This window comes from Centipeda periodontii DSM 2778, assembly GCF_000213975.1.
Classification (GTDB): Bacteria; Bacillota; Negativicutes; order Selenomonadales; family Selenomonadaceae; genus Centipeda; species Centipeda periodontii.
The window spans coordinates 1,642,466-1,666,844 of record NZ_GL892076.1 but is presented as its reverse complement, the minus strand read 5'-3'; the positions used below and the strand labels follow the sequence as shown (position 1 = coordinate 1,666,844).

General features: G+C 54.6%; 16 protein-coding genes. All 16 read left to right on the top strand.

What is annotated here, in order from left to right:
• Window positions 1–155: 155 nt before the first annotated feature.
• The gene (locus HMPREF9081_RS13260) at window positions 156–479 is read left to right on the top strand and encodes a transposase (RefSeq protein WP_071778197.1); all 324 of its coding nucleotides are present in this window, start codon (window positions 156–158) and stop codon (window positions 477–479) included.
• Window positions 458–838, top strand: coding sequence for a DUF4368 domain-containing protein (locus tag HMPREF9081_RS07460; RefSeq protein WP_050795015.1), 381 nt, complete (start codon window positions 458–460; stop codon window positions 836–838). The genes HMPREF9081_RS13260 and HMPREF9081_RS07460 overlap by 22 nt, the downstream gene beginning before the upstream one ends.
• Before the next feature lie 109 nt (window positions 839–947).
• The gene (locus tag HMPREF9081_RS07455) at window positions 948–1,235 is read left to right on the top strand and encodes a hypothetical protein (RefSeq protein ID WP_006306512.1); all 288 of its coding nucleotides are present in this window, start codon (window positions 948–950) and stop codon (window positions 1,233–1,235) included.
• Between the two features lie 198 nt (window positions 1,236–1,433).
• Window positions 1,434–2,324, top strand: a complete 891-nt coding sequence (ylqF, locus tag HMPREF9081_RS07450; protein WP_006306511.1) for a ribosome biogenesis GTPase YlqF — start codon at window positions 1,434–1,436, stop codon at window positions 2,322–2,324.
• A 17-nt stretch (window positions 2,325–2,341) separates the two neighbouring features.
• The gene (locus HMPREF9081_RS07445) at window positions 2,342–3,100 is read left to right on the top strand and encodes a ribonuclease HII (RefSeq protein WP_167535614.1); all 759 of its coding nucleotides are present in this window, start codon (window positions 2,342–2,344) and stop codon (window positions 3,098–3,100) included.
• Window positions 3,101–3,123: 23 nt separating this feature from the next.
• Window positions 3,124–5,193 (top strand): prolipoprotein diacylglyceryl transferase, encoded by a 2,070-nt coding sequence (locus HMPREF9081_RS07440; RefSeq protein ID WP_154647342.1) that lies wholly within the window; start codon window positions 3,124–3,126, stop codon window positions 5,191–5,193.
• 90 nt (window positions 5,194–5,283) lie between these two features.
• Window positions 5,284–5,610 carry an EscU/YscU/HrcU family type III secretion system export apparatus switch protein gene (locus HMPREF9081_RS07435; protein WP_006306508.1) on the top strand — a complete coding sequence of 109 codons (327 nt, stop codon included), beginning with the start codon at window positions 5,284–5,286 and terminating at the stop codon, window positions 5,608–5,610.
• A complete protein-coding gene (locus tag HMPREF9081_RS07430) occupies window positions 5,607–5,963 on the top strand; it encodes a YraN family protein (protein ID WP_006306503.1) in 357 nt (118 codons plus the stop codon). The genes HMPREF9081_RS07435 and HMPREF9081_RS07430 overlap by 4 nt, the downstream gene beginning before the upstream one ends.
• A 137-nt stretch (window positions 5,964–6,100) precedes the next feature.
• Complete coding sequence (locus tag HMPREF9081_RS07425; protein ID WP_006306502.1) at window positions 6,101–7,747, top strand: putative manganese-dependent inorganic diphosphatase; 1,647 nt, start codon at window positions 6,101–6,103, stop codon at window positions 7,745–7,747.
• A gap of 80 nt (window positions 7,748–7,827) precedes the next feature.
• The gene (gene pcrA / locus HMPREF9081_RS07420; protein ID WP_006306501.1) at window positions 7,828–10,071 is read left to right on the top strand and encodes a DNA helicase PcrA; all 2,244 of its coding nucleotides are present in this window, start codon (window positions 7,828–7,830) and stop codon (window positions 10,069–10,071) included.
• A gap of 7 nt (window positions 10,072–10,078) precedes the next feature.
• Window positions 10,079–12,100: an NAD-dependent DNA ligase LigA gene (ligA, locus tag HMPREF9081_RS07415; RefSeq protein WP_006306500.1), complete on the top strand. Its 2,022-nt coding sequence runs from the start codon at window positions 10,079–10,081 to the stop codon at window positions 12,098–12,100.
• Between the two features lie 11 nt (window positions 12,101–12,111).
• Window positions 12,112–12,777, top strand: a complete 666-nt coding sequence (gene deoC / locus HMPREF9081_RS07410; protein ID WP_040394789.1) for a deoxyribose-phosphate aldolase — start codon at window positions 12,112–12,114, stop codon at window positions 12,775–12,777.
• 19 nt (window positions 12,778–12,796) lie between these two features.
• On the top strand, window positions 12,797–13,942 hold the full coding sequence (locus HMPREF9081_RS07405; protein WP_006306498.1) for an exonuclease SbcCD subunit D: 1,146 nt from the start codon (window positions 12,797–12,799) through the stop codon (window positions 13,940–13,942).
• Window positions 13,939–17,019 (top strand): AAA family ATPase, encoded by a 3,081-nt coding sequence (locus HMPREF9081_RS07400; protein WP_006306497.1) that lies wholly within the window; start codon window positions 13,939–13,941, stop codon window positions 17,017–17,019. The genes HMPREF9081_RS07405 and HMPREF9081_RS07400 overlap by 4 nt, the downstream gene beginning before the upstream one ends.
• Entirely contained in the window at window positions 17,016–20,567 is a 3,552-nt protein-coding gene (locus tag HMPREF9081_RS07395; RefSeq protein ID WP_006306496.1) for a PD-(D/E)XK nuclease family protein, read from the top strand. Before HMPREF9081_RS07400 ends, HMPREF9081_RS07395 begins: the two co-directional genes overlap by 4 nt.
• Window positions 20,557–24,354, top strand: coding sequence for a helicase-exonuclease AddAB subunit AddA (gene addA, locus HMPREF9081_RS07390; RefSeq protein ID WP_006306495.1), 3,798 nt, complete (start codon window positions 20,557–20,559; stop codon window positions 24,352–24,354). The genes HMPREF9081_RS07395 and addA overlap by 11 nt, the downstream gene beginning before the upstream one ends.
• Window positions 24,355–24,379 lie beyond the last annotated feature (25 nt).

Genomic DNA, 24,379 nt, shown 5'->3' with positions numbered 1-24,379 from the left:
AGCGCAAGCACAGTCGCTTTCCCCTGCTGTTCGAAGGCTACGCCATGCTACTCCTGTAAGACGTTCCTCGTGCCAGAGCCTCCCGTCTGCTTCGCTGTGACGAAAAGTCGCTCGCCGCTATCCATACGTATTGGGTGCATGACGCGGTAAATCGTATGGATCTTTCCGATATCTGCTCCATCGCCATGGATGAGACATCCTTTCGTCGTGGGCACAAATACGTCACCGTCGCCGTCGACCCAGTAAGGCGCCGTGTCTTCGACGTCGAACCTGGTCGCGATAAAACGGCGGTCAAAAACGTGGGTGAAAAACTTGAGAGGAATGGCGGCAACACGAAGAGTGTCAATTCTGTCACCAGCGACATGTCCGCAACTATGATATTGCCAAGAAATCCAGAAAAGCGGCGGACAAGGTTCTGCGTGATGCCAAGCGGGAAATGGAACAGGCAGGCAAGCGTATGCGGAAACTGGATCTGCTGATTCAGCGGCTTTACGAGGACAATGTGGACGGCAAGGTTTCCGATGAGCGTTTTACCAAACTGACCGCCACTTATGAAAATGAGCAGAGCGTCTTGACTATGCGGATGAAGGGTTTGCAAGCTGTGGTCGCCAAGGAATCGGAAACCGCAGCCAATGTGAACGGCTTCCTTTCCATCGTCAGGAAGTATACGGACATCCCGGAGCTTACCTCAGAAATCGTCCGCGAGTTCATCGAGAAGGTGTACATCTTCCATCCGGAAGTGGCGGACGGCAAACGCACACAGAAAATCGTCATCGTGTGGAACCGCATCGGAGAGTTCAACGCTCGGACTTTGGATGCGGAAGACGAACAGGCATAGCCGGTTTTACGGACTGGCTGTGCCATATTTTTTTACAAAAGCGGTATCCATAAGGGAAGTTATCAAAGGATAACGGCGGAACGCCGAACAACTGAAAGGAGATCATATCATGAGCAAGTGGACAGACATTCGGGATGCGATTGTCAAGGAGATCAACGTCAACCATGTAACAGAGGAGGTCAAGCAGCGGGTGACGCGCACAATCTTCACGGAATGCGTACCTGCCATTGAGCAGGCAGTCGACAAGTTTGTGGCGCAGATCAAGGAGCAATCCAAATCAGAGCACGGTTGGTGCTACTGGAGGGATGCAGTCGTTCTGCCGGCAATGATGCAGGGCGGCGTGTGGCTTGTGCGGCTCGTGCTGGACAAGTCGCTGACGCCGACGATCAAGGCATAACGATATAGGTGTATCCACGCCCCAGGACTTCGGCTCTGGGGCTTATTTTTGCTTGTCTCCCATTTGTCTCCCGTTTATGGGATTTTTCCTTAAAATATGATATAGTATTGATAATGATGAATTATGATTTTCTCGCTTTATACATTTACATATGATGATAAAGTCCAGTAAAATTAAGGCTCAAGGGGAATATATATAATGACTGATAATGACAACGCAATCGATATTCCAAGTCTCCAGTGGTACCCTGGGCATATGCGTAAGGCAGAGCGGCTTGTTAAAGAAAATCTGAAGCTCGTAGATGTTGTGATAGAGCTGCTGGATGCGCGGATTCCGATGAGTTCGGCAAATCCCGTGCTGCGTGAGATTGTGGGTGGCAAGCCGCGGGTCATCGTGCTCAACAAGGCGGATCTTGCGGATGAGGCGGCGACGCGCGCATGGGTGAATTGTTTCGCCACACAGGGGATTACGGCGGTTCCTGTAGATGCGGTAAAGGGGCGCGGTGTCAAGGAACTCGTGCAGGCGATTGCGAAATGTGCGAAGCAAAAAACGGACAAGCTCGTTCAGCACGGAGCAAAGGCGCGGGCAGCACGGTGCATGATCCTCGGGATTCCAAACGTAGGGAAGTCCTCACTCATCAACCGCTTGTCGGGCGGCAGCAAGACGAAGGTGGAGAACCGTCCCGGCGTCACACGTGCAAAGCAGTGGATCCGCATCGGTGCGCAGCTCGAACTTCTCGATATGCCCGGCATTCTCTGGCCGAAGTTTGAGGATCGGCAGGCGGCACTTCATCTCGCATTTACGGGTGCAATCAATGACAATGTCTATGATGTGGCAAGTGTAGTCTTGCTGCTCCTCGACACGCTTCGCATGAGGTATCCGTCCGATCTTATGGAACGCTACCGATTGGAGAAGGAACTGCCGAGCGGTATGGAACTGCTCGAGGAAATCGGGAGAAAGCGTGGATGTCTGCGCGCGGGAGGCAAGGTTGACTATGAAAAGGCAGAGCAGATTGTGCTGACGGATTTTCGCAGCGGGCGGCTGGGGCGCGTCACACTGGATGATTTTCCGCCCATTCCCACCATCTAGGAAGTATGGTAAAGGAAATGACAAATTTGACGATAAAAGAAATAGAAAACATATTTCTTCAAGGCAGTGTGACAACGGAGTTCATCGAGACCTGCCAACACGATACAAGAAAATCGGTACAAACGATTCTTCGCCGCTACGAGCGAGCAGAAAAAGAACGCGAGCGTCTGCATCACATGTATGTGTATGAACGTGTCGCCGCAGCGAAAGGACGCACGATTGTCGCGGGTGTAGATGAGGCAGGACGCGGTCCTCTTGCGGGGCCCGTTGCTGTTGCTGCTGTCATTCTGCCGCAGGAATGCATACTTCCCCGTTTGAATGACTCAAAGAAGCTGTCTGCCGCTGTGCGTGAGGAACTTTTCGACCAAATTATCGCATGTGCCGTTTCCCATTATGTTGCACTGATCGATGCACAGACAATTGATCGCATGAATATCCTGCAGGCGACGCGCATGGGGATGTATGAGGCAGTTGCTTCTCTGTCCCCGACGCCGGATGAGGTGCTGATCGACGCTGTGGAATTGCCGAAACTATCCATGCCGTCAAAATCCATCATCAAGGGGGACGCAAAGTCCGCGTCGATTGCGGCAGCGTCTATTTTGGCGAAGGTAACACGCGATCGATTGATGAATGAATACGATGCCGCATATCCGAACTACGGCTTTGCAAAGCACAAAGGATATGGAACGCGTGAACACATCGAAGCAATTCGCAAATACGGGGTGAGTCCGCTGCATCGCAAATCGTTTGAACCCATACGATCTATGATTCAATAGAAAAGGCTGTGAATACTGTGTCGATGGAAGCAAATACAACAACAGCATCTCCTGCAATTCCTGCCGCCTCTCAAATCTCGCAGGGGCGAATGACCGAGGGTGTCCAGAGTCGCGGAGAACAGGGAGACTCATCTGCCGCATTCAGTCAGCGGACGAATGTTTCGCTTGAGACTGCCATCGACCATATGGCGGATGTCCTCTCAAAGATCAGCGGACGCCAGCAGACAAATGTCCAGCAGATGCCGCAGGAGCTCAAGGAAGTCATTCAAAATATGATACGTCAGTCCTTTTCCCTCGAAACGACACTGGGACAGGGACTCGGAAGTACTGCCGCAAGTCAGCGTTTTTCGACCGACCAGCTGACAACACTTGCGCGTATGCTCAATCAGCTTGGCACAATGGCAGAGAAGGGAAGTGCCCCACAGATCGGGGATGATCTTGCGGCACTGCTCACAGGACTGAAATCGGCACTCGCCAAAGAGGCTGGTGGAACGTTTGAGCCAATCATGCTGACGAAAGCAGCATTCCAACTCCTCGATACGGGGAATGCGGAACTCCTGCCAAAGGAGTTGCAGGCCTTTCTTACCCAACTGAATGCACAGGGAAGTGCACAAACAACATTCTCAGGCAATGCAGGATCAACACCACTGTCCTTCCTGAATCAGCTCGTTCAGCTTTTGATGCCGCGTGCAACGGCATCTTCCTCCCAGCCGATGCCAATGAACGGGAGCATGCAGGAAGGAGAGATACAGACCGCTGCTCAGAACCCGACGGGCGGACCGGAGGCACGCACGTCTTCAACCGTGCAAAATGCAAACACGGCAATGCCGAAGGAAACCGTGCCGGACCAGCAAATGTCCCGCGCACAAACATCTGCATCGACAATGGATGGAGTGGCGAAGGAAAATACCGCCACGATGCTGCGACAGGCAGTAAATCTCCCGAATGAAAGCACAGGTCAGGCAAACGCCTCCAAACAATCAAACGCATCCGCTACACAGGGAACACAGCCATCATCCGGTGAGGCGGGAACCCTTCAGAAGGGGATGACAAGTGAACTTGCTGCGGGAGCAAATTCCTCCGAACGCGGGCAAAACACAGCAGCGTCGACGGGAACGCCGCAGGCTTCTGCACAGAATGCTAAGGAAACGGCAAATTCGATGCTGCGTCAGGGGGACGCACAGGCTGCTTCGGAGACCGGTACACGAACAGTGACCAATGCGCAAGGGGAGGCAGCGGCACAGTCTGCTCGCACACAGGCGGGACGTGAGGCGGAGCTTTCGAATGCGCCAAATACGTCGGTGCGAAGTGCGGCACAGACGAGGGTCCCTGAGATGCAGAGATTCTTTACCCAGACGATGGAGAATACACCGCAGACGATGAACGTTTTGCGGAATCTCGCACAGACGCTCCTCCAAAACGAAAATCTGAGTCAGAAGGAAGCGCTTCTGCTGCAAAACTTTGTCAGTGGACGCGGTCAAACGCTGAACGAAGGAGATGCAAAACAGCTGCAGCAGTTGATTCAGCTGTTACAGCAGAACATTCCGGGGACCGTTCGTCAGGCGGCACTCGAACAACAGCTGCCCGATCTCCCGCGCCTGTGGGCCTTCATGCAGATGGCGGACATTGTGAAGACACGGAGGATGACGGCAGAGCAATACAAGCGTGCGGGCAGGGATGTCGCGGCACTCGCACTCACTATGCGCAATGCGCTTGAGGGAGAAAATGCTGCACCGCAGCCGGGACAGCGATCCATGAACTTCGTCATGCCGCTCTTTATGGGCGCATCCGAGTATCCCGCCTATATCCATGTCTACGACGAAGCACATCAGGATGAGGAGACCGATCGCATCAAAAAGGAAACGTGGCTGCGCATCTGTGTGCTCACGGACAACATCGGCACGGTAGAGCTCATCAATCGCATCTATGAGGAAAATCATGTGGATATGCGCCTCTATTTCTCGGACGCCGATGCCGCATGGGAGTTTCGTCATGTGCTCGATGAGATACGGGAAACGGCGGACGGCACCTCACTCGTCATCGAAGGGATCCAGATCGGTGCGATCGGAGAGCGGCGTTTTTTCACGAACTGATGCAATCAAAACAGCTGTTTTTCCTTGACGGGAAAAGCGTGAGAATCGTATAATACAAAGGACTGTATAGAGAATAAGGATGGGTGAGAGATGGCGGAACAATGGAATAATGACACTTCACCTGTCGAGGAGATACCGGTAGAGCAGGAACCTCGGGCCGTTGCAATCAAGTACGATGTTAAGAACGACAAGGCTCCGCGCGTGACGGCAAAGGGGCGTTCGCTCGTTGCGGATCGCATTCTTGCAGAGGCGCGCAAGAACGGCATTCCTGTCTATCAGAACAAATCTCTCGTCAATATGTTGATGGCGCTTGAGATCGACCGTGAGATTCCGCCGGAACTCTACCGTACGATTGCAGAGGTTCTTGCACATGTCTATCGCATCGACCGCCGTGCGGGCGATCGGAGATCATCGTGAGCAACAAGGCGATTGGCAATCGAGGCGAGACCTGTGCCGCAGAGTATCTGCGGCGGCAAGGGTATCGGATTCTAGCATGTAATTATCGCACCAAGATCGGTGAGATTGACATCATCGCGGACGATCACGGCACACTGGTCTTTATCGAGGTGAAAACACGCCGCAGCGTACGCTGTGGAACGCCTGCGGAGGCAGTTCACTACCGAAAACAGCAAAAGATTATACAGACGGCATACTGGTACCTGCGTGCACATCATATGGAAAGCTGCCTTTGCCGTTTTGATGTTCTCGAGGTCTACGCGATGAACGACGGTTGGAAGATACATCAGATCAAAGCTGCTTTCGAGGCATAAAAGATTATATGGATGTCCGTGCTTTTCGGTGCGCTGACATCTTTTTATTTTTGCAAAAATTGAATCACCTCAATGAGTATGCTATAATGGTAGTCACAGTATGCGGCGTGTGGAAGCCGCGATAGGGAGGTATCATCTTGAATGTTGCAAAGCCGATTTATGTTATCGGGCACCGCAATCCGGATACAGACTCCATCTGCTCAGCGGTCGGATATGCACATCTGAAACAGGCGATGGGCGTCAACGCAATTGCGGCGCGTGCCGGTAAGGTGAATAAGGAGACAAAGTTCGCACTTGAGTATTTCCATGTGGAGCAGCCGCTCCTCATTCCGGATCTCTATCCGCGCGTCAAGGATATTGCGATGGACTGCAAGATCGTCGTCCGTCAGCATGACACCCTGCGCAATCTCGGTGAGGTTCTGCGTGAAAACGATCTGCGCTCGATTCCCGTGACGGACAGCAAGGGCATCCTCGTCGGCATCGTTTCCGTCAGTGATCTGGCGAAGCGTTATTTTCAGGAACTCGGCATGACGAATCTCTCGGATATGCGCGTGCGCTACCGCGATATCATTCATGCGACAGACAGCAATGTTTTGGTTTCGGGCGAAGAGGGCGAAACGATCAAAGGGCAGATCCGCATTGCTGCCGGCAGTGTGGAGACGATTTATAAGCTCATCAAGGAGAATGACATCGTTCTCGTCGGCGACCGTCGTACGGAGACGATTCTCGCCTGCATTGAGCAGGGCATTGCTTGTCTTATCATGACGGGCGACGGACGCGTTCCTGCCGAAGCGTTGGAGGCGGCAGAGGCGCGCGGCATCTTCGTGCTCTCAACACCTTATGATACCTATACCGTTGCGCGCCTCATCAATCAATGTGTGCCGATAAGGCGCATCATGCACGACAATCCCGTCTGCTTCAAGCCGCTTGACCTCCTCTCCGATATCAAGGGGACGATGGAGGAGACCAATTTCCGCAACTATCCCGTCCTTGAGAACGGGCGTATCGTCGGGCTTGTAAGCCGTGACCGGCTCGTGGTATCAGAGCCCGCACAGGTCATCCTTGTGGATCATAACGAACGCAATCAGGCGGTCGAGGGCATCGAGGAAGCGAAGATCATCGAGATCATCGATCACCATCGCTTCGGCGGAATCAGCACAAGTGAGCCGATCTATACGCATGCGGAGCCGGTTGGCTGTACGGCGACCATCGTTTCCAATATGCACTGGCAGAATGACATCGATATCCCTCCATCGATTGCCGGACTCCTGCTCTCGGCGATTATCTCGGATACGGTACTCTTCAAGTCGCCGACCTGCACGTCGAAGGATAAGGCGGCAGCAGAGCGTCTGGCGGATATTGCGAATGTCGATCTCAATACCTACGGACTTGATATGCTCAAGGCGGGCTCGAGCATCGGCAATATGTCGCCGATGGAGATCGTGCGCAATGATCTCAAGGAGTTCACGATCGGTGCCTATCGCGTCATCGTCAGCCAGACGTCCGTCATGGACACGAAGGAGATCATGGCGAAGGAGGACGAACTGCTTGCTGCGATGAAGACCATCTGCGATACGGAGGGTTTCGATCTGAGTCTTGTCATGATTACGGACATTCTCGAGGAGTCGACCTATCTGCTCTTTACGGGATCGCCGCGCACGCTGATCGGAGAGGCGTTCCGTAAAGATACGAGCGGGACACATCTCTATCTGCCCGGTGTCATGTCGCGCAAGAAGCAGATCATCCCACCGCTTTCGGAGGCGGTCAAGCGGATCAAGACGTAAGGGAATCACCATATGACGGCAGGGGCGGAGTTTGCCATGATGGCGGCCCCGCCTTTCTTTATTGGAGCAAAGGAGTTCTCATGGATTTGTTTCAGGGGCTGAACGAGCCACAGCAAAGAGCCGTAGCCTGCCTTGACGGACCTCTTCTGATCGTGGCAGGAGCGGGCTCCGGCAAGACACGCGTGTTGACCTTCCGTATCGCCAACCTCTTGGAGCATCATGTTCCGCCGTATCGCATTCTTGCCATCACCTTTACGAACAAAGCGGCGCGTGAGATGCGTGACCGCGTCGATACGCTGATTGGAGAAGCTGCACGCGATGTCTGGCTGAGTACGTTTCACTCCTTCTGCGCCCGGTTTCTCCGCATGGAGATCGAGCATCTCGGTACCTATGCGAAAAATTTCGTCATCTACGACGCGTCGGACAGCAAGAATCTGATCCGCGAGTGCCTCAAGGAGCTGAATATTGACGAGAAGCATACGGCGCCGGGAGCTGTGCAGTCGCATATCTCAGATGCAAAGAATCGCCTCCTCGATGTCAAGGCATTTACATCCGAGGCTTCCGATTTCTTTGCGGAGCAGGTGGCAAAGGTGTATGAGCTCTACCAGTCGAAACTGCGCGCGAACAACGCGCTTGATTTCGACGATCTGCTGATGCTGACGGTGGAACTGCTCTCCAACAACGAGGAAATCCGAACAAAGTATCAAAAGAAGTTTCAATACATTCTTGTGGACGAATATCAGGATACGAACGGCGCGCAGTATGCAATTACGAAGCTGCTTGCCGCGGGACACCGCAATATCTGTGTCGTCGGTGATGCAGATCAGTCCATCTACGGCTGGCGCGGTGCGGATATGCGCAACATCCTGAACTTCGAGCGCGATTATCCGGACGCGACGGTGATCCTGCTCGAACAAAACTACCGCTCGACAAAGAATATTCTTGCAGCGGCAAATGCGGTCATCGAGAACAATCTGACCCGCAAAAAGAAGGATCTCTGGACCGATAATCCGACGGGTGATCCCATCATCGTCTATGAGGGGGGGACAGAGAAGAACGAGGCAGCATTCATCGTGCGCGAGGTGGAGCGCCTGCACACGATGTTCAACATGAAATACGGAGATATTGCCGTACTCTATCGCACGAATGCACAGTCCCGCAACATCGAAGAGGCCTTCTACGCAACGGGGGTTCCCTATGCGATGGTCGGTTCGGTACGTTTCTATGATCGCCGCGAGATCCGAGACATCATTGCGTATCTGCGCGTAATCTATAATCCGCGCGATACGCTGAGCCTCCTGCGCATCATCAACGTTCCCAAGCGCGGACTCGGACAGACCACTCTTGGACGTATGATGGAGAAGGCGGCAGAGTATCGCATCTCGCTCTTTGAGCTCATTACGGATGCACAGCTGCTCAGTACAATTTCAAAGCTCTCTGCAAAGGTGAAATTTGAGCTTGAGGATTTTGCTGCGCTCGTCTTTACCTACATGGGACAGCTCGGAACACGGGCCCTGCATGAGATTGTCGAGGACATCATTGAAGAGTCGGGCTATGCTGCCGCCCTTGAGGACGATCCCAAGGAGGATAACCGTGACCGCCTTGAGAATCTGCGCGAGTTTATCAGCGTTGCAAAGAACTTCGAGGACGGCGCAGAGGAGGGGGCAAACGGGCTTGAGGACTTCCTTGCGCAGATCTCTCTCATCTCCGATGTCGACGAAACGGAGCAGTCGGACGGCAATGTCACGCTCATGACCTTTCATGCGGCAAAGGGACTGGAGTTCCCGACCGTATTCATGGCGGGCATGGAGGAGGGGCTTTTCCCGCATTCACGTACGCTGCTCGACGATACGGAGATCGAGGAGGAGCGGCGTACCTGCTACGTCGGTATCACGCGTGCTGAGCGGCATCTCTACCTCACCTATGCGCGTCAGCGAACCATCTATGGGCGTACGGAGATGTCGTGCCCCTCACGTTTCCTTGCGGAGATTCCGGAGGAGCTGATCGAGCGCAAAGAGGCTGATTTCTTTGCGGAATCCGGCAGTGTGCGTGGACGCTCCGATGTTTGGGGACGGGGCGCATCGGGCGGACGGCGCGGCTATCTGCCGCCGCCGCCCCAACATACAGCAGAGGATGGGAGCGTGATCCGTCCCGATGTCGCCGCCAAGTTTGTGGCGGGGGATGCCGTGCGCCACAGCAAGTGGGGCGATGGACGCATCGTTGCCATCAGCGGTGAGGGAGAGGATGCAGAGCTTACAATTGCATTCCCCGGCGAGGGGATCAAGAAGTTCGTGCAGAAATATGCACCAATATTGAAGCTATGAGGGCGATATGAGTGATATCAAGGAGATCAAGAGCGAGCTCACAGAGCTGCGGAAGAAGATCCGAAAATATTCGAAGCAGTACTATGATGAGAATGCGTCCGATATCTCGGACTATGACTTCGATATGCTGATGCAGCAACTAAAAGCAATCGAGGCAGAGTATCCGGAGCTCATTACAAAGAATTCGCCGACACAGAAGGTGGGCGGAACAGCGCAGCGTGAAGTCGGTGTTCTCGTGCCACATGACGTGCCCATGCTCTCCCTTCAGGACGTATTCAGCGAAGAGGAGATTCGTACCTTCGTCACGGGGGTTCTTTCCCATTTTCCGACCGCAGAATTTGTCGTGGAGGAAAAGATCGACGGGCTCTCGCTTGCCCTGCGCTATGAGAACGGTGTTCTGGCGCGCGCAATTACGCGTGGTGACGGCATTGTGCAGGGAGAAGATGTCACACTTAATGCACGCGCAATCAATGACGTTGTAGAGGAACTGCACGATCCTCTGCCGTATTTTGAGGTGCGCGGTGAGGTCTACATGGAACGTGCCGCCTTTGCCGAGGTCAATGAGCGGCAGGAATTGCTCGGGCTAAAGCCCTTTGCAAATCCGCGTAATTGTGCGGCAGGAACACTGCGTCAGCTGGACGCACGCGTAACAAGGGAGCGACAGCTCTCGATGTTTGTGTTCAATTTACAACGTGCGGAGGGGCATTCATTTACTGCCCATACCGAGGCATATGACTTTATGCGGGCACAGGGGATCAAGATTATCGCGAATTACAGCGTCTGTCATACGGCAGATGAGGTCTGGGATGCAATTACGAAAATCGGTGCACAACGCGGTGAGCTTTCCTATGACATCGACGGCGCCGTCGTCAAAGTCAACAACTTCGCACAGCGCGCGGAACTCGGTGCGACGGCAAAGGCACCGCGCTGGGCAATCGCCTACAAATACCCGCCCGAGGAAAAGGAAACAGTTCTTCGCTCGATTGAACTCTCCGTCGGTCGTACGGGGCGAATTACGCCGACAGCGGTATTCGATCCTGTACAGCTCTGCGGTACGCGCGTCGAGAGGGCGACTCTGCACAATCAGGACTATATCGACAGTCTTGACGTGCGCATTGGTGATACAATCCTCGTCTACAAATCGGGTGAGATTATCCCGCGCGTCAAGGCTGTCGTCATGGAGAAGCGCCCGCAGGGAACGCAGCCCTATGTCATCGGCGATATCTGTCCCGTCTGCGGATCCCATGCCGTGCGTGAGACGGATACGGCGGATATGAAATGTCAGAATCCGGCGTGCCCCGCACAGGTGGAGAACCATATTCTGAACTTTGTCAGCCGTAACGCGATGGACATCAAAGGTTTTGGTGAATCGGCAATCATTGCACTGACACATGCGGGTTATTTGCATGATATCGCTGATATATATTCATTACATTTGCATCGAGATGAACTCATTTCCTCCGGTCTGATCGGACGAGAAAAGAGCGTCGACAATCGTCTTGCCGCAATCGAGGCGAGCAAGGCGAATACACCGGATCGCCTCCTCACGGGACTCGGAATCTCTGGCATCGGACGTGCGGCTGCGATCTCTCTCATGCAGGCATTTCCGTCCATCGACGCTCTGGAGGAGGCGGCGCTCGCAGATCCGGAGAAGATCCGCGCCGTTCCCGATATGGGTGAGATCAGCGTGCAGAAACTCTCGGAATTCTTTAGGTCGGAATCCGGACGTGCTCTGCTCAATAAATTCCGTACGGCAGGCGTGAACTTTGTGAGTGCTCCGATGGAGCGCGCCGGCGCGGCTCTCGATGGAAAGAGTTTCGTCATCACGGGGACGCTGCCGACACTTTCCCGTGAGGAATGTGCGGCACTCATCACCGCTCACGGCGGTACGGTAAAAGGATCTGTGTCAAAGAAGACCGACTACCTCGTCGCAGGCGAAGCGGCGGGAAGCAAGCTGCAGAAAGCGGAAAATCTTGGTATTCCGATCTTGGATGAAGCAGCGCTTAAGAATATGATTGCGGCAGAATGAAAGGAGCTCATATGAAACTCAGCAGATATATTGATTCCTCTCCGCTGGGTCCCGCGATGACCTTCGATGAGGTACGTGCGGCGATTGCGGAGGCAGTGCAGCAGGAGTGCTGCTCGGTCTGTGTGCAGCCGGCGGATATTCCGCTTGCCGTGGAGATGTGCCGCAATACCAAAACGCGCGTGTGCACAGTGCTGGACTTCCCGCATGGGAAGGCACCCGCTGCTGTAAAAGAGCTTGAGGCGCGTTACTATATGGAGTACGGTGCCGAAGAACTCGATATGGTGATGAACTACGGGCTTGCACGCTCCGGCAGATGGGCGGAGGTCGAGGCAGAGATACGTGCCGTTGTCAATGCAGCACACGTAAGGGATGTGCAGGTCAAGGTCATCTTCGAGGCAAGCCAGCTGACTCCGGAGGAGATCGCGCAGGCGACAGAGGTGAGTATTGCGGCGGGCGCAGACTTCGTCAAGACGGCAACGGGATTCTTGGGGACGGGTGCAACGGAGGAGCAGCTGCGCATCATGCTCGATACAGCGCGTGGACGGTGCAAGGTCAAGGCATCCGGCGGCATTCGGGACTATCGGACGGCAAAGAAGTTTTTGGCGATGGGCGTTCACCGTTTGGGCATCGGCAGTTCATCTGTCGCAAAAATTCTTGCCGAAGAAACACATTCATAAAATGAGATGAGGGAATGCAATGCGGTTCATCCATACGGCAGACTGGCATTTGGGGAAACTCTTTGGACAGCGTCACATGACGGAGGATCAGGCGTATGTATTGGAAGAACTGCTTGCGCTCTGCAAGGATGTGCATCCAGACGCCCTCATCATTGCGGGAGATGTCTATGACCGCGCCGTCCCGCCGCCGGAGGCAGTGAATCTCTTTAACGAAATATTGACACGGATTGCGAAGCAGGGCATTCGGGTGCTCTACATTGCCGGCAATCATGACAGTGCTGTGCGCCTTGATTTTGGTGCACAGCTTCTTCGTGCCTCCGGCATCTATCCGGCGGGGATTGTGCGCGCCGCAGAGCCGCCTGTCGTGCTCTCGGATGAATACGGCGATGTGTATTTCTCGCTCATCCCCTATGGGGATCCTCCGCATGTACGTGAGGCGTTTGCGCTCGATGAAAACCTGTCCTTCGACGGAGCGCTTGCCGTGCAGATTGCGGCAGCTCGTGCACAAATTCCGCTCTCCGTGCGCAGTGTGGCAGTGGCGCATGCCTTTGTCATCGGCGGACAGACCTCGGAGTCGGAACATGCGCTCTCCGTCGGTGGCAGCGATCAGGTAAGTGCGGAGAACTTTGCCGCATATTCCTATACAGCACTTGGACATCTGCACGCTCCTCAGCGTGCAGGAGCGGAGCACATCCGTTACTCCGGCTCTCTGTTGAAATATTCCTTCGATGAGGCACGTCAGAAAAAAGGAGTCGAACTTATCGAACTTGATGCTGTGGGAGCAGCTTCTCATACGTTCTATCCGCTGACACCGCGCCATGATGTACGCATTGTCAGCGGGATGATGGACGAACTGATGCACAAAGACTTTGACCTTCTCCCACACGACGACTATATCTGCGTGGAGTTGCTCGATATGGACGCCGTGCTTGCCGCACATGAGAAGCTGCGCAAGATCTATCCGAATCTCTTTACCATTACACGGCCAAACATCAACGTGAACCGGCTTTCCTCCACGGAGCGCAGCTATGAGCGTGGAAAGTCCGATCTTCATCTCTTCTCCGAGTTCTATGCCGACGTAACCGCATCGGAAATGACGGAAGCGGAGCGCAGGGAACTCATCCGTGTGATCGACGCGATGGAACAGGGGGCACGTGCAGAATGAGACCGCTGAAACTTCGCCTGCAGGCATTCGGTTCCTATGTCGAGGAGCAGGTGCTCGACTTTGAGGATGCCGTCGTGGATGCTCCCTTTGTGCTGATTCACGGGGCGACGGGGGCAGGCAAGACAACAATTTTAGATGCAATTGTATTTGCATTGTACGGAAAATCGAGCGGCAACATTCGTGAGGGTGCGACACTGCGCTCCTCCACGGCTCCTCCGGAGCGGACAACGGAGGTGGAGTATGTCTTTGCACTCGGTCATCGCCGCTATCGCGTCCTGCGTTCACCTACCTACGAACGCATGTCACGCGGTAAGATGAGGCAGCGTTTAGCGACAGGTCAGCTCTATCAGCTTCCGGATGTAGGGGAGAGTGGGGATGAGATTTTGCTCGCTTCCAATGTGACCGAGGTGTCGAAGCGCATCGGTCAGCTCATTGGATTTGACGCCGATCAATTCTGTCAGGTTGTGCTTCTTCCACAGGGACAGTTTCAGCGGTTTCTGCTTGCCGAGGTCAAGGATCGCAGCGCGATTATGCAGCGCATCTTTCGCACGGAACGATATCAGCGTCTCGAGGAGGCTCTGCTTCAGGAGTCCATCCAGCTCGAGCGTACGGCAAACGAGGAACGCGCACAGATTGACCAGATGCTTCGTTCGGAAAATCTGAACACAAGCGATGAATTGCGCGCGCGTATTGCCAAACTGAAAGAGGCGATTGTCCGCCATGCTGAAGAACTCAAAGCCCTTGAGGACCGTCAAAAGGACGCGCGTCATGCGCGTGAGGCGGGTACGGCGGCAGAACAAAAATTACAAGATCTGGCGGCAGCACAGAAGCGCCTTGCAGAGAAAGAGGCGCAGGGAGATTCTGTGCGGGATTTTCGTATTCGCTTGGAACGTGCCGAACGTGCTCACCCCGTTCTCTACAAAGAGCACATGGCAATCGAGGCAGCAGGATTGGAAAAACGTCGGACAGACGAACAAAGGACAGCAGAGAAACAGCTCAAGGTTGCACAAAAAGAGCTTCATGCGGCACAGCAAAGACGTGAGGCTGCGGAGAAGCAGGAGCCGGAGCGCACCAAGAAAGCGGAGCGCATTCAAGTACTCACGGACTATGTGGAGCGTGCCACGCAGCTCCATACCTGCCGAAAGCTTGTAGAGGAGCTGCGTGCATCGTGTGTGCGTGGCGAGGAGAGCCTGAAACACGGCGCGCGCAGCATCGAGATGCTCGGCATAGAGCACAAGGAAAACGAAGATTGCATCGCCGCACTTGAAAAAATATTGGCGACACGCGAGGCCGTTCAGCATGAACAAGAATGCCTGAAGCGGTGTCAGAGCTCCGCTGTCCGCACAGAGGAACTGAATGTGCAGGCGGCAGAACTGAGCCAAAAGGAAGCTGCCGCACAGAAGGCATGGCAGTCCTCCGTGGAGCTTCTGACAGAAGCGAAATCGAAGCTGCGTCAGATGCAGATGCTCTATGATCTCGGCAGTGCCGCGCGGCTTGCCGAAACGCTTGCGGACGGTGCACCCTGTCCCGTCTGCGGTGCTCTGTCACATCCGATGCCCGCCATCCACACGGAGGATATCCCATCCGAGCAGGTGGTGGAAAAATGCGCAAAAGCAGTAGATTCTGCGGAGCAGATGGTTCAGGAAGCCGCGTACAAACTGGAAAAAACAAAAGCAGAACATACGAGTGCACTGCAGAGCTACGCCCATGAGCAGAAACTGCTGCGCGAGTATCTTGCTTCTGATACGCTGGAAGGCCTGTCGCAGCGTGTACAGAAGCGTGATGAGGAATTAAAAACGGCGGAGACGGATCATGCAAAACGCACGACACAGCTTGCCGCACAAAAGAAACAAATGGAAAAGCTGCTTGTGGACCAGCAGGCGCAGGAGGCAGAAGCACAGAAAAATCGTGATCTCCTGCACAAACACGAGGGCGAACAGGCTGCACTTGAGGCACAGCTTCCGCAGGAATACCGCGACCACGCACAAATTGACGCAGAAATTCGCCGCCTGAAAGAGGAAGTGACGCAGGAAAAAAAGGCATATACGGAGGCTTTGGAGCGGGCTAACGAAAGTGCTGCCGCGTATGCGCGCGCGGAGAGCACACAGGCAGCGGCGCTGCGTGCCGCTGAGGAGGCATCTCAGCGTGCGCGAACGGCCCAGACGGAGTATGCGGCTGCATGGAATGCAGCAGGCTTCACCTCCGAGGAGGAATACCATGCGGCGATCGAGGGAAAGTGGGCGGATAGCAAACATCTGGAAAAGGTGCGCAAGCGTTTGAATCTGTATGACAGTGAGCGCAAGGCTGCAGAGGAGTTGTTTCAACAGGCGAAGAGTGCAGCAGATGGATGCATTGCCCCCGATATGGAGGCACTCAAAACCGCAGAGACTGCTGCCGATCAGGCCGTGCGTGAACACGCACGGGAGCAGGGGAGCCGCACGGAGCGATGCAGCGCACTCCGACGCATGCTGAGTGACATCGAGGAGCTCGAAAAAGTCGGTGCGGAACGTGCAGAGCGTTATCGTGTGATCGGCAAGCTCGCCTCCGTCGCAGCGGCGAAAGCGCCCTATCTGGTGCATTTTCAGACCTATGTGCTCCGCTCGATCCTGAGTGATGTCATTGAAGCCGCAAACGCGCGACTTATCATGATGAGCCGCGGACGCTACCGCCTCATACACGGTGAAGGCGGTGAAAAGAGAAAGTGGTGGGGGCTGGAGATCGATGTATTCGATGAGTATACGGGAATGCCGCGTGTTTCGCGCACACTGTCGGGCGGAGAGACATTCCTCGCATCCCTTGCTCTTGCGCTCGGGCTTTCCGATGTCGTGCAGCACTATGCAGGCGGCATGCACCTCGACATGATTTTCATTGATGAGGGCTTCGGCTCACTCGACAGCGAAACACTCGACGTTGCTATCCGCGCGCTGCTCGAGGTACAGCAGGAGGACGGACGTCTTGTCGGCATCATCTCTCATGTGGAGGAGCTGCGTGCACGTATTCCCGTACATCTTGAAGTCCTGCACACGGCAAATGGCAGCAGGGCTCGCTTTACACAGGGCGGCTTGGAGACATTATGACGGCAAGACTCGAGTTTATCATTGGACGCGCAGGCACGGGCAAGACGCATGCTTCTCTGGCGGCGATGACAGAGGTTCTGGTACGCGAGCCGCTCGGAAGACAGCGCATCCTTCTCGTTCCGGAGCATATGACCTATGCGGCGGAGCGTGCGCTTGCAGAGGCTCTAACGCACAGTGCGGGCTTTCTGCAGACCTATGTGTTCGGCTTTCGACGTCTCGCACGTCAGGTACTCCTCGAAACAGGGGGGGCGCATCTGCCGCGAATCAGTGAAATCGGCAGACGTATCCTGCTCAAGGATATCCTGCTGAGTCATAGGGATCAGTTCTCCGTCTTCGCACGTTCCGTCGGCAAGCGGGGCTTTACCGAAACCCTCGCACGTGCCATTGCAGAACTCAAACGCTATCGCCTGAGTCCCGCGCTTTTGCGGGATACAGCGCAGGAAAGCGCGCATACGCAGGAGCGACTCTCTCAAAAACTCACGGAACTTGCGCTTATCATGGACGAACTCTCCGTGCGCATGGAGGGACGCCTGACCGATCAGACCGATCGCATGGATCGTCTTGCAAAGCAGCTGAAAGACGCTCCCTTTCTGCACGGAGCCGAGATTTGGGTCGACGGATTCGATTTTTTCAATCCGCAGGAAATGGAGGTTTTTCGCGAACTCTTCCAAACAGCGGACACCATTCATGTGACTCTTACGATGGATGGACGCCAAGAGGGCGATCACGTACGTGTCAATCTCCCGGAAAACACACTGAATACGGGGCTCTTTGCGCGCTCCTATCAGACCATGCAGGCACTGACACATCTACTCGTGGAAATAGATCCTGCTTCCGCCCCCGACATCCGTCTTATGCACGGGCAGCAGCGCACACGAAAGCCATCGCTTATCGCAGTTGAGGCGCAGCTGGTTGGACATGCGCATCTCGCCCACATAGAGGATGGAGCTTTGCGGCTTGCAGAAGCGGCGAATCCGTGCCTTGAGGCAGAGGCGACGGCAGCCGATATCCTGCGGCTTGTGCGGGAACATGGGTATCGCTATCGCGATATTGCGGTACTCGTGCGCGATATCGACACCTATGAGGGGCTCTTGATGCCGGCATTTGCGGACTGTGGGATACCATGCTATCTGGATGCAAAACGACCAAGCAGTCATCATCCGCTTGCCGAACTCCTGCGTGCCGCAGCACAGGCGGCATGGAGAGGATGGGGCTATGATACCGTATTTCGCGCCCTGCGTACGGGATTTTTTCCCGTGTGGACGGAGCAATCCGATGAAGCGGACGAGACTTCCTTGCCGTGTGCAGACTGGCAGGAGATCATCGATCGACTTGAGAATTACTGTCTGGCATTCGGGATTCGTTCAGAGCGTCAGTGGACGGCAACGGATGAATGGAACTTTGTGCGCCGCTCCATTCCGAAAGAGGAGCAGGACAGCGCACAGAACGCGCCTCGGATCGCCGAAGAGATTGCGCTCGATGTGATACGTAGACGCATTGCTACGCCGCTCTCCATCCTGACGGAGATCCTTCGCCGCACGGAGAGCACGGCATATGAGCGCACGCGTGCACTCTATGACTTCCTTACGACACTCGAAGTACCACAGACACTCGAGGTATGGAGGACGGCAGCCGATGCAGATGGGAGGCTTGCGGACGCGGCTGCACACAGACAGATCTGGGTTTCCTGTATGACGTTGCTCGAGCAGCTGGTTGAGGTCAGCGGAGACAAGGATATCTCTGCCCGTGACTTTGAGGAGCTGCTCGGAGATGGACTGGATGCTCTCGAAATTGCGCTTATCCCGCCCGGACTGGATCATGTCACGATTGCCTCCTTCGATCAGAACAGTCTCGCGGGAATCCGCGCCGCTTATATCGTCGGCGCGAATGCGGGGACAATGCCGCGTGCAGGAGCGCCGCAAGGCGTTCTTTCGGATGCAGAACGCCTTGCCATCCGTGAATCGCTTGCGCATACAGGGCATACAATCTACGGCGGCAGCCATGAGCAGAGCTTTTTGGAACGCTATCAACTCTACCGCGGTTTCACCGAGGCGCGCGAATATCTCTGGGTATCCTATGCGCTCTCCTCCGTTGACGGCACGGCGCTCGCACCATCGCCCCTCGTGGCACGACTCCGCATGCTCTGTCCGAGCCTCCTTTCGATTCCGCTTGCCATGGTTGAACGCACGGACGATCTCGTCCTGTCTGCTCCGCATCCGGTTCTTTCTTCTCTCGCGGGTGCACTGCTGGAACAGCGGGAGCAGGGGAAGATGCAGCTCCTGTGGAACGATGTCTACAACTGGATGCGCAGCAATGCGGCGATGCATCCGCTGCTGCGCCTGATGGTGCACGGACTCTTTGCCTCTCCGCATGAGGAGAGGCTTTCTGCAGGGATTGCCGCGAAATTGTTTGCCCGCAGCGGACGTATCAGCGGCAGTACAACACGACTCGAAACTTTTCGTCAATGCCCATTCCGTCACTTTGCAATGTATGGACTCGGCCTAAGAGAACGTGATGTCTACGAGTTTCAAAGCAGCGACTTCGGTACGCTCCTGCACGAGATCCTGCATGAATACGGCGCGTGGGTAAGCACGAAGCATAAGAACGATTGGTGTGCCGCAGAGGTCGAGGGCAGGGAAAAGATCGACGAACTGCTGAAAGCTCTCGTGCCGAAAATACGGAGTTCCGTCCTCGATAGCCGTGCCAGTTACCGCCACCGTATCGAACGGATCCGACGTACGGCACAGCAGGTCATTCGTCATCTCACCTCATGGGCAGAGGCGTCGTCTTTTCACCCGCACGGCTTCGAGATCAGTTTCGGACGACACGGCGATCACATTTCGTTGATGGAATTTCAACTCAAAAATGGGATGACACTCTCTCTGCGCGGGCAGATCGACCGATTTGACGCAACGAAAGAGTGTGACTACTATCTCGTAATCGACTATAAGACGGGGGCGACATCTCTGCTCCTGCCGGAGATCAGGCACGGGCTGAAGATGCAGCTGCTGCTCTACCTCTTTGTAATACGCAGCTTTCTCGATCCTACAGACAGCTTTCCCGCAGGAATGCTCTATGCCCCCGTGGTAAATCCAGTCGTCGACACTAAGGTTCGTCTTGATGATGCGGAGCTGCAAAAGAAAGTAGCAAATGGAATGCTGCTGACCGGAATGCTGCTTGACGATGCGGAGATCATGACGAAGATTGATAAATTGGCAGATCATCTTTGTATTTCATTGAATAAGGACGGCAGCATCTCCAAAAATTCGGCAAAGTACATTCATTCACGAGAAGAGTTTGAACAGCTGCTCGCGTATCTTCCGCAGCTCATACGTGAGACTGCCGAGGAAATTCTGCGTGGAAATATAAAGGTTGCTCCATATCGTTTTCGTGAGCGCAACGCGTGCACCTTCTGTTCCTATCGCGCTATTTGCTCCTTTGATCCGGATCTCGGGTACAGCTACCATGATATTGCGGATAATGCACAGGCGGCGATGGGGGAAATTGCACGCATAGTACGTGGGGAGGTGAAGAGCGATGACGCATAAGATGCAGTTTACCGAAGATCAGGAAAAAGCGATTGAGACACGTGGACAGAATATCCTCGTTGCAGCAGCGGCAGGCTCCGGTAAGACCCGTGTTCTCGTGGAGCGTATCATCTCGCAGGTACGCAGGGGAGAACTCTCCCTCGACCGCGCCCTTGTACTCACCTTTACCAAAGCGGCGGCGTCAGAAATGCGCGAACGCATTGAGACCGCACTCAACGAAGAAATCCGCCATATCACCGTACAAGGCGGCGATGATACCGACATTCACAAGCAAATCGGAGCACTTGAACGCCAGCGGGTTCTGCTCACGGGGGCGGACATCTCGACATTTCACGCCTTCTGTCAGCGCCTGATTCAGGCGCATATCGACGCAACGGATATCCCTCCGAACTTTCGCATCGCAAGTGAGCAGGAGATCCGACTGCTGAAACATGACGTGTGTGAACAACTGCTTGAACAGGAATACAAAAACGCGGAGAATGGCGATCCGGATCATTTTCTCACCTTTTCTGATGCCTATGGGGGTATCAAAGGGGATGATGATAAGCTGCAAAGTGAAGTTCTTGCCCTTCATGCCTTTTCCCTCAGTCAGCCCTCGCCTGTAACATGGCTTGCCGCACAGGGAAAGCAGCGTGATGATACGCCGTATTGGGACCGCAGCGGATTTCACGTGCTCGCGGAAGAATTGCGTGAAAATCTTGGACAACTATGTGCAGACTACGAGGAGGCGATTGCATTTCTGTCCGATGGAGAGGAGGCTCTGCGTACAGCAGCTGCAAAATGCATTGTGGCACTCACACACAACAAGGAGCTCTATGAGGCACTGAAAGAGGAACTCAATGAATTTCTGAATGCCAAAAAAGACAGTGCATGGGAACAATTTCGTACGAAAGCGGCGGCTGCAAGAAAAGCAAAAAAAAATATTCCCCGCAAGGCAGTCGAGGATTATGATCCCGAAATCGGTGCACGCCTCAAGAAGCTGACCGGGAAGATTCATGACGGATGGGATGCCTGCCTTGCACAGCTCCCCGCAACAGCAGAGGAATTATGTGCGGCGGAGAATCGGGCAAATGCTGCAATTCGCCAATACACACGCCTTACCATTGCATTTCACGAGGCGTTTCAACATGAGAAATTAACACGCGGCATACTTGATTTCAGTGACCTCGAACACACAGCGCTTGCGCTTTTGTGTAAAACGCCCGAGCGGCTGCAGGAGAACCCGATCATTGCCGCCCCGACAGAGATTGCTGACGAACTGCGCCGGCACTATGAGACAATCATGGTGGACGAGTATCAGGATACAAACGGGCTACAGGAGGGGATCCTGCGCCAGATTGCACGCGAGCACAATCGCTTCATCGTCGGTGATGTAAAGCAGAGCATCTATCGTTTCCGTCTTGCCGATCCATCCCTTTTTCAGAGCACCTATCAGGCATATCGCAGCGGTAACGGCGAGGGTGTACTCGTGACCATGTCCGAGAACTTCCGCAGCCGAGCCGAAGTGCTCGAGCCGATCAACGAGATCTTCTCGCAGATCATGAGCAAAGAGGCCGTTGAGATTGACTATGACACAAACGCGCGCCTCAATCCCGGGCGTGTATTTGAGGAGCCCTCAGAGGGGAAAACATTGGCAGAACCGCTGGAGATCAACCTTCTCCGCGCCGACTACTCCACCACGGAAGAGGAGCCGAGCGAGGAAGAACGCAAAGCGTTTGAGGTAGAGGCTCATTTTATTGCGCGCCGTATTGATGAACTCAAAAAGGAAGGCTATGTCCTTCAAAACGGAAAAAAACTCAAAAATAAGGACATCGTAATCCTCCTGCGCGGGGCAAAAGAACGTGCGGGCATTTTGCTCGACGCTCTGCGCGCAAAGAATATTCCCGCCTATGCGGATGACACCGCAGGCTACTTCGAGGCGAGCGAAATCCGCATGGTATTATCCCTGCTTGCCGTTCTCGACAATGCCCGGCAGGACACCGCGCTTGCGGCCTTGCTCGTATCTCCGATGATCGGTCTTACGATGGAGGAAATGGCGGAACTCCGCATTCATACGCCGCATGGCAGTATCTATGATATGCTGACCGGTGCGACAGGAGATGACCTTGCGGAAGAGCTTGTTAAAAGAGCTGAAAACGCATTGGAACGAATCCGGCACTGGCGCAGCTATGCGCTTGTCCATAGCGTTCCTGAGCTGCTTCGTACGCTCTACCGAGAAACCGGATACTACGATTATGTCGGAGCACTCCCGGGCGGCATCCTGCGTCAGGCAAATCTGCGCATGCTCATCGATCGCGCCGCCGATTTCGAGCGGACAAACGAACGTGGGCTCTTTCGGTTCCTGCGCTACATCGACGCGCTGAAACGACGGAGCACAGATCTCTCGGTCGCACGAACGCTGGGTGAGAGCGAGGATGTTGTGCGGGTCATGACGATTCATCGGAGCAAGGGCCTCGAATTTCCCGTCGTCTTTCTCGCCAATATTGCGGGTGCATTTAATATGCAGGATACGAAGGGCGACCTTCTCTACCATGCACACGAAGGGATCGGACTGCGTGTCTATGAAAATACAATCGCGGGACGGCAAAAATATGACACTATGGCACGTCGAAAGGTCAAGGCGGTCATCGCTCGTGAGACGATGGCGGAGGAGATGCGCATCCTCTACGTCGCTATGACACGCGCACAGGAGAAGCTCATCCTGACGGGAACGCTCAACATTACACGCACAGGAAAAGACGCATTGGAGCAGCTGCGCGAGGTCTGTCTGAAATACACACAGACTGCGGATACAGCATTTCCAACGAGCGCAATCCTCAATGCAAAATGCTATCTCGACTGGATTGCGCTCGCCCTTATGCGGCATCCCGACGGAGCCGTATTGTTCGATGATGCTGATGACATCATGCACCGTCCACCAACCAACGAAAAGGCACGCTTTTCTGTGCGTATATTGGATGAAAGCGTGCACGTTCCGCAAAGAGAGGAGCAGGAAAGCGAGAATTCCGTTCTCGCCGCTGTTCGTGCCGATGAGCCGCTGCCCGAAGGTGGGGAGGCAGAACGTGTTGCCGCGGTTTTGGGGTGGACATACGATCTGCGCGGAACGGCACAGATCCATGCCAAGACCAGTGTTACGGAGCTGAAGCGTCAGCAGGCAGCCGAGGAAGAACATCTCGTTCCGTTTCCGCCCGTACTCGGCGATACGGCAAATACGGAGCAAGAATGGGAGATACCGCGCTTCCTCCGCTCTGCGGAGCGCGAATATCTGAGTCCGATGGAGCGCGGTACGGCAATGCATACCGTCATGCAGCAGCTTGATCTGAAGGACAGCGCGAACATCGCTGCCATCACGCGACAGGCGGACGCACTCATGGAAAAGGGCATTCTCACCGAAGCAGAACGCAGAGGCATTGAAACGGGAAAGATCTGGAAGTTCGTCGGCTCCAAACTGGGGCAGCGCATGCGTCATGCAAAGGCGGTTTATCGCGAGCTTTCATTTGGGCGGCTCCTGCCCGCACGTAAATACTACCCGGAAGCGACGGATGAGAACGATCAGATCTTTTTGCAGGGCATCATCGACGTCCTCTTTGAGGAGGAAAACGGCAACTATGTCCTGCTCGATTACAAGACCGACCGCAAAATCTCCGGTGCTGAAGCACGGGCACGCTATCAGTTCCAGATCGATCTTTACTGCGATGCCGTAGAGACCATCCTTGGAAAGCCGGTCAAAGAACGCTACCTCTTCCTGCTCGATACGGGTATGGAAGTGAAGATGTGGGACACCTAAAAACAGAGCAGTGACGCACAATATG

Excerpts from the sequence above, each read along its gene's own strand:
- HMPREF9081_RS13260 (WP_071778197.1), top strand. The coding sequence starts at position 156 with ATGGATCTTTCCGATATCTGCTCCATCGCCATGGATGAGACATCCTTT.
- HMPREF9081_RS07460 (WP_050795015.1), top strand. The coding sequence starts at position 458 with ATGCGGAAACTGGATCTGCTGATTCAGCGGCTTTACGAGGACAATGTG.
- HMPREF9081_RS07455 (WP_006306512.1), top strand. The coding sequence starts at position 948 with ATGAGCAAGTGGACAGACATTCGGGATGCGATTGTCAAGGAGATCAAC.
- ylqF (WP_006306511.1), top strand. The coding sequence starts at position 1,434 with ATGACTGATAATGACAACGCAATCGATATTCCAAGTCTCCAGTGGTAC.
- HMPREF9081_RS07445 (WP_167535614.1), top strand. The coding sequence starts at position 2,342 with ATGACAAATTTGACGATAAAAGAAATAGAAAACATATTTCTTCAAGGC.
- HMPREF9081_RS07440 (WP_154647342.1), top strand. The coding sequence starts at position 3,124 with ATGGAAGCAAATACAACAACAGCATCTCCTGCAATTCCTGCCGCCTCT.
- HMPREF9081_RS07435 (WP_006306508.1), top strand. The coding sequence starts at position 5,284 with ATGGCGGAACAATGGAATAATGACACTTCACCTGTCGAGGAGATACCG.
- pcrA (WP_006306501.1), top strand. The coding sequence starts at position 7,828 with ATGGATTTGTTTCAGGGGCTGAACGAGCCACAGCAAAGAGCCGTAGCC.
- ligA (WP_006306500.1), top strand. The coding sequence starts at position 10,079 with ATGAGTGATATCAAGGAGATCAAGAGCGAGCTCACAGAGCTGCGGAAG.
- deoC (WP_040394789.1), top strand. The coding sequence starts at position 12,112 with ATGAAACTCAGCAGATATATTGATTCCTCTCCGCTGGGTCCCGCGATG.
- HMPREF9081_RS07405 (WP_006306498.1), top strand. The coding sequence starts at position 12,797 with ATGCGGTTCATCCATACGGCAGACTGGCATTTGGGGAAACTCTTTGGA.
- HMPREF9081_RS07400 (WP_006306497.1), top strand. The coding sequence starts at position 13,939 with ATGAGACCGCTGAAACTTCGCCTGCAGGCATTCGGTTCCTATGTCGAG.
- HMPREF9081_RS07395 (WP_006306496.1), top strand. The coding sequence starts at position 17,016 with ATGACGGCAAGACTCGAGTTTATCATTGGACGCGCAGGCACGGGCAAG.
- addA (WP_006306495.1), top strand. The coding sequence starts at position 20,557 with ATGACGCATAAGATGCAGTTTACCGAAGATCAGGAAAAAGCGATTGAG.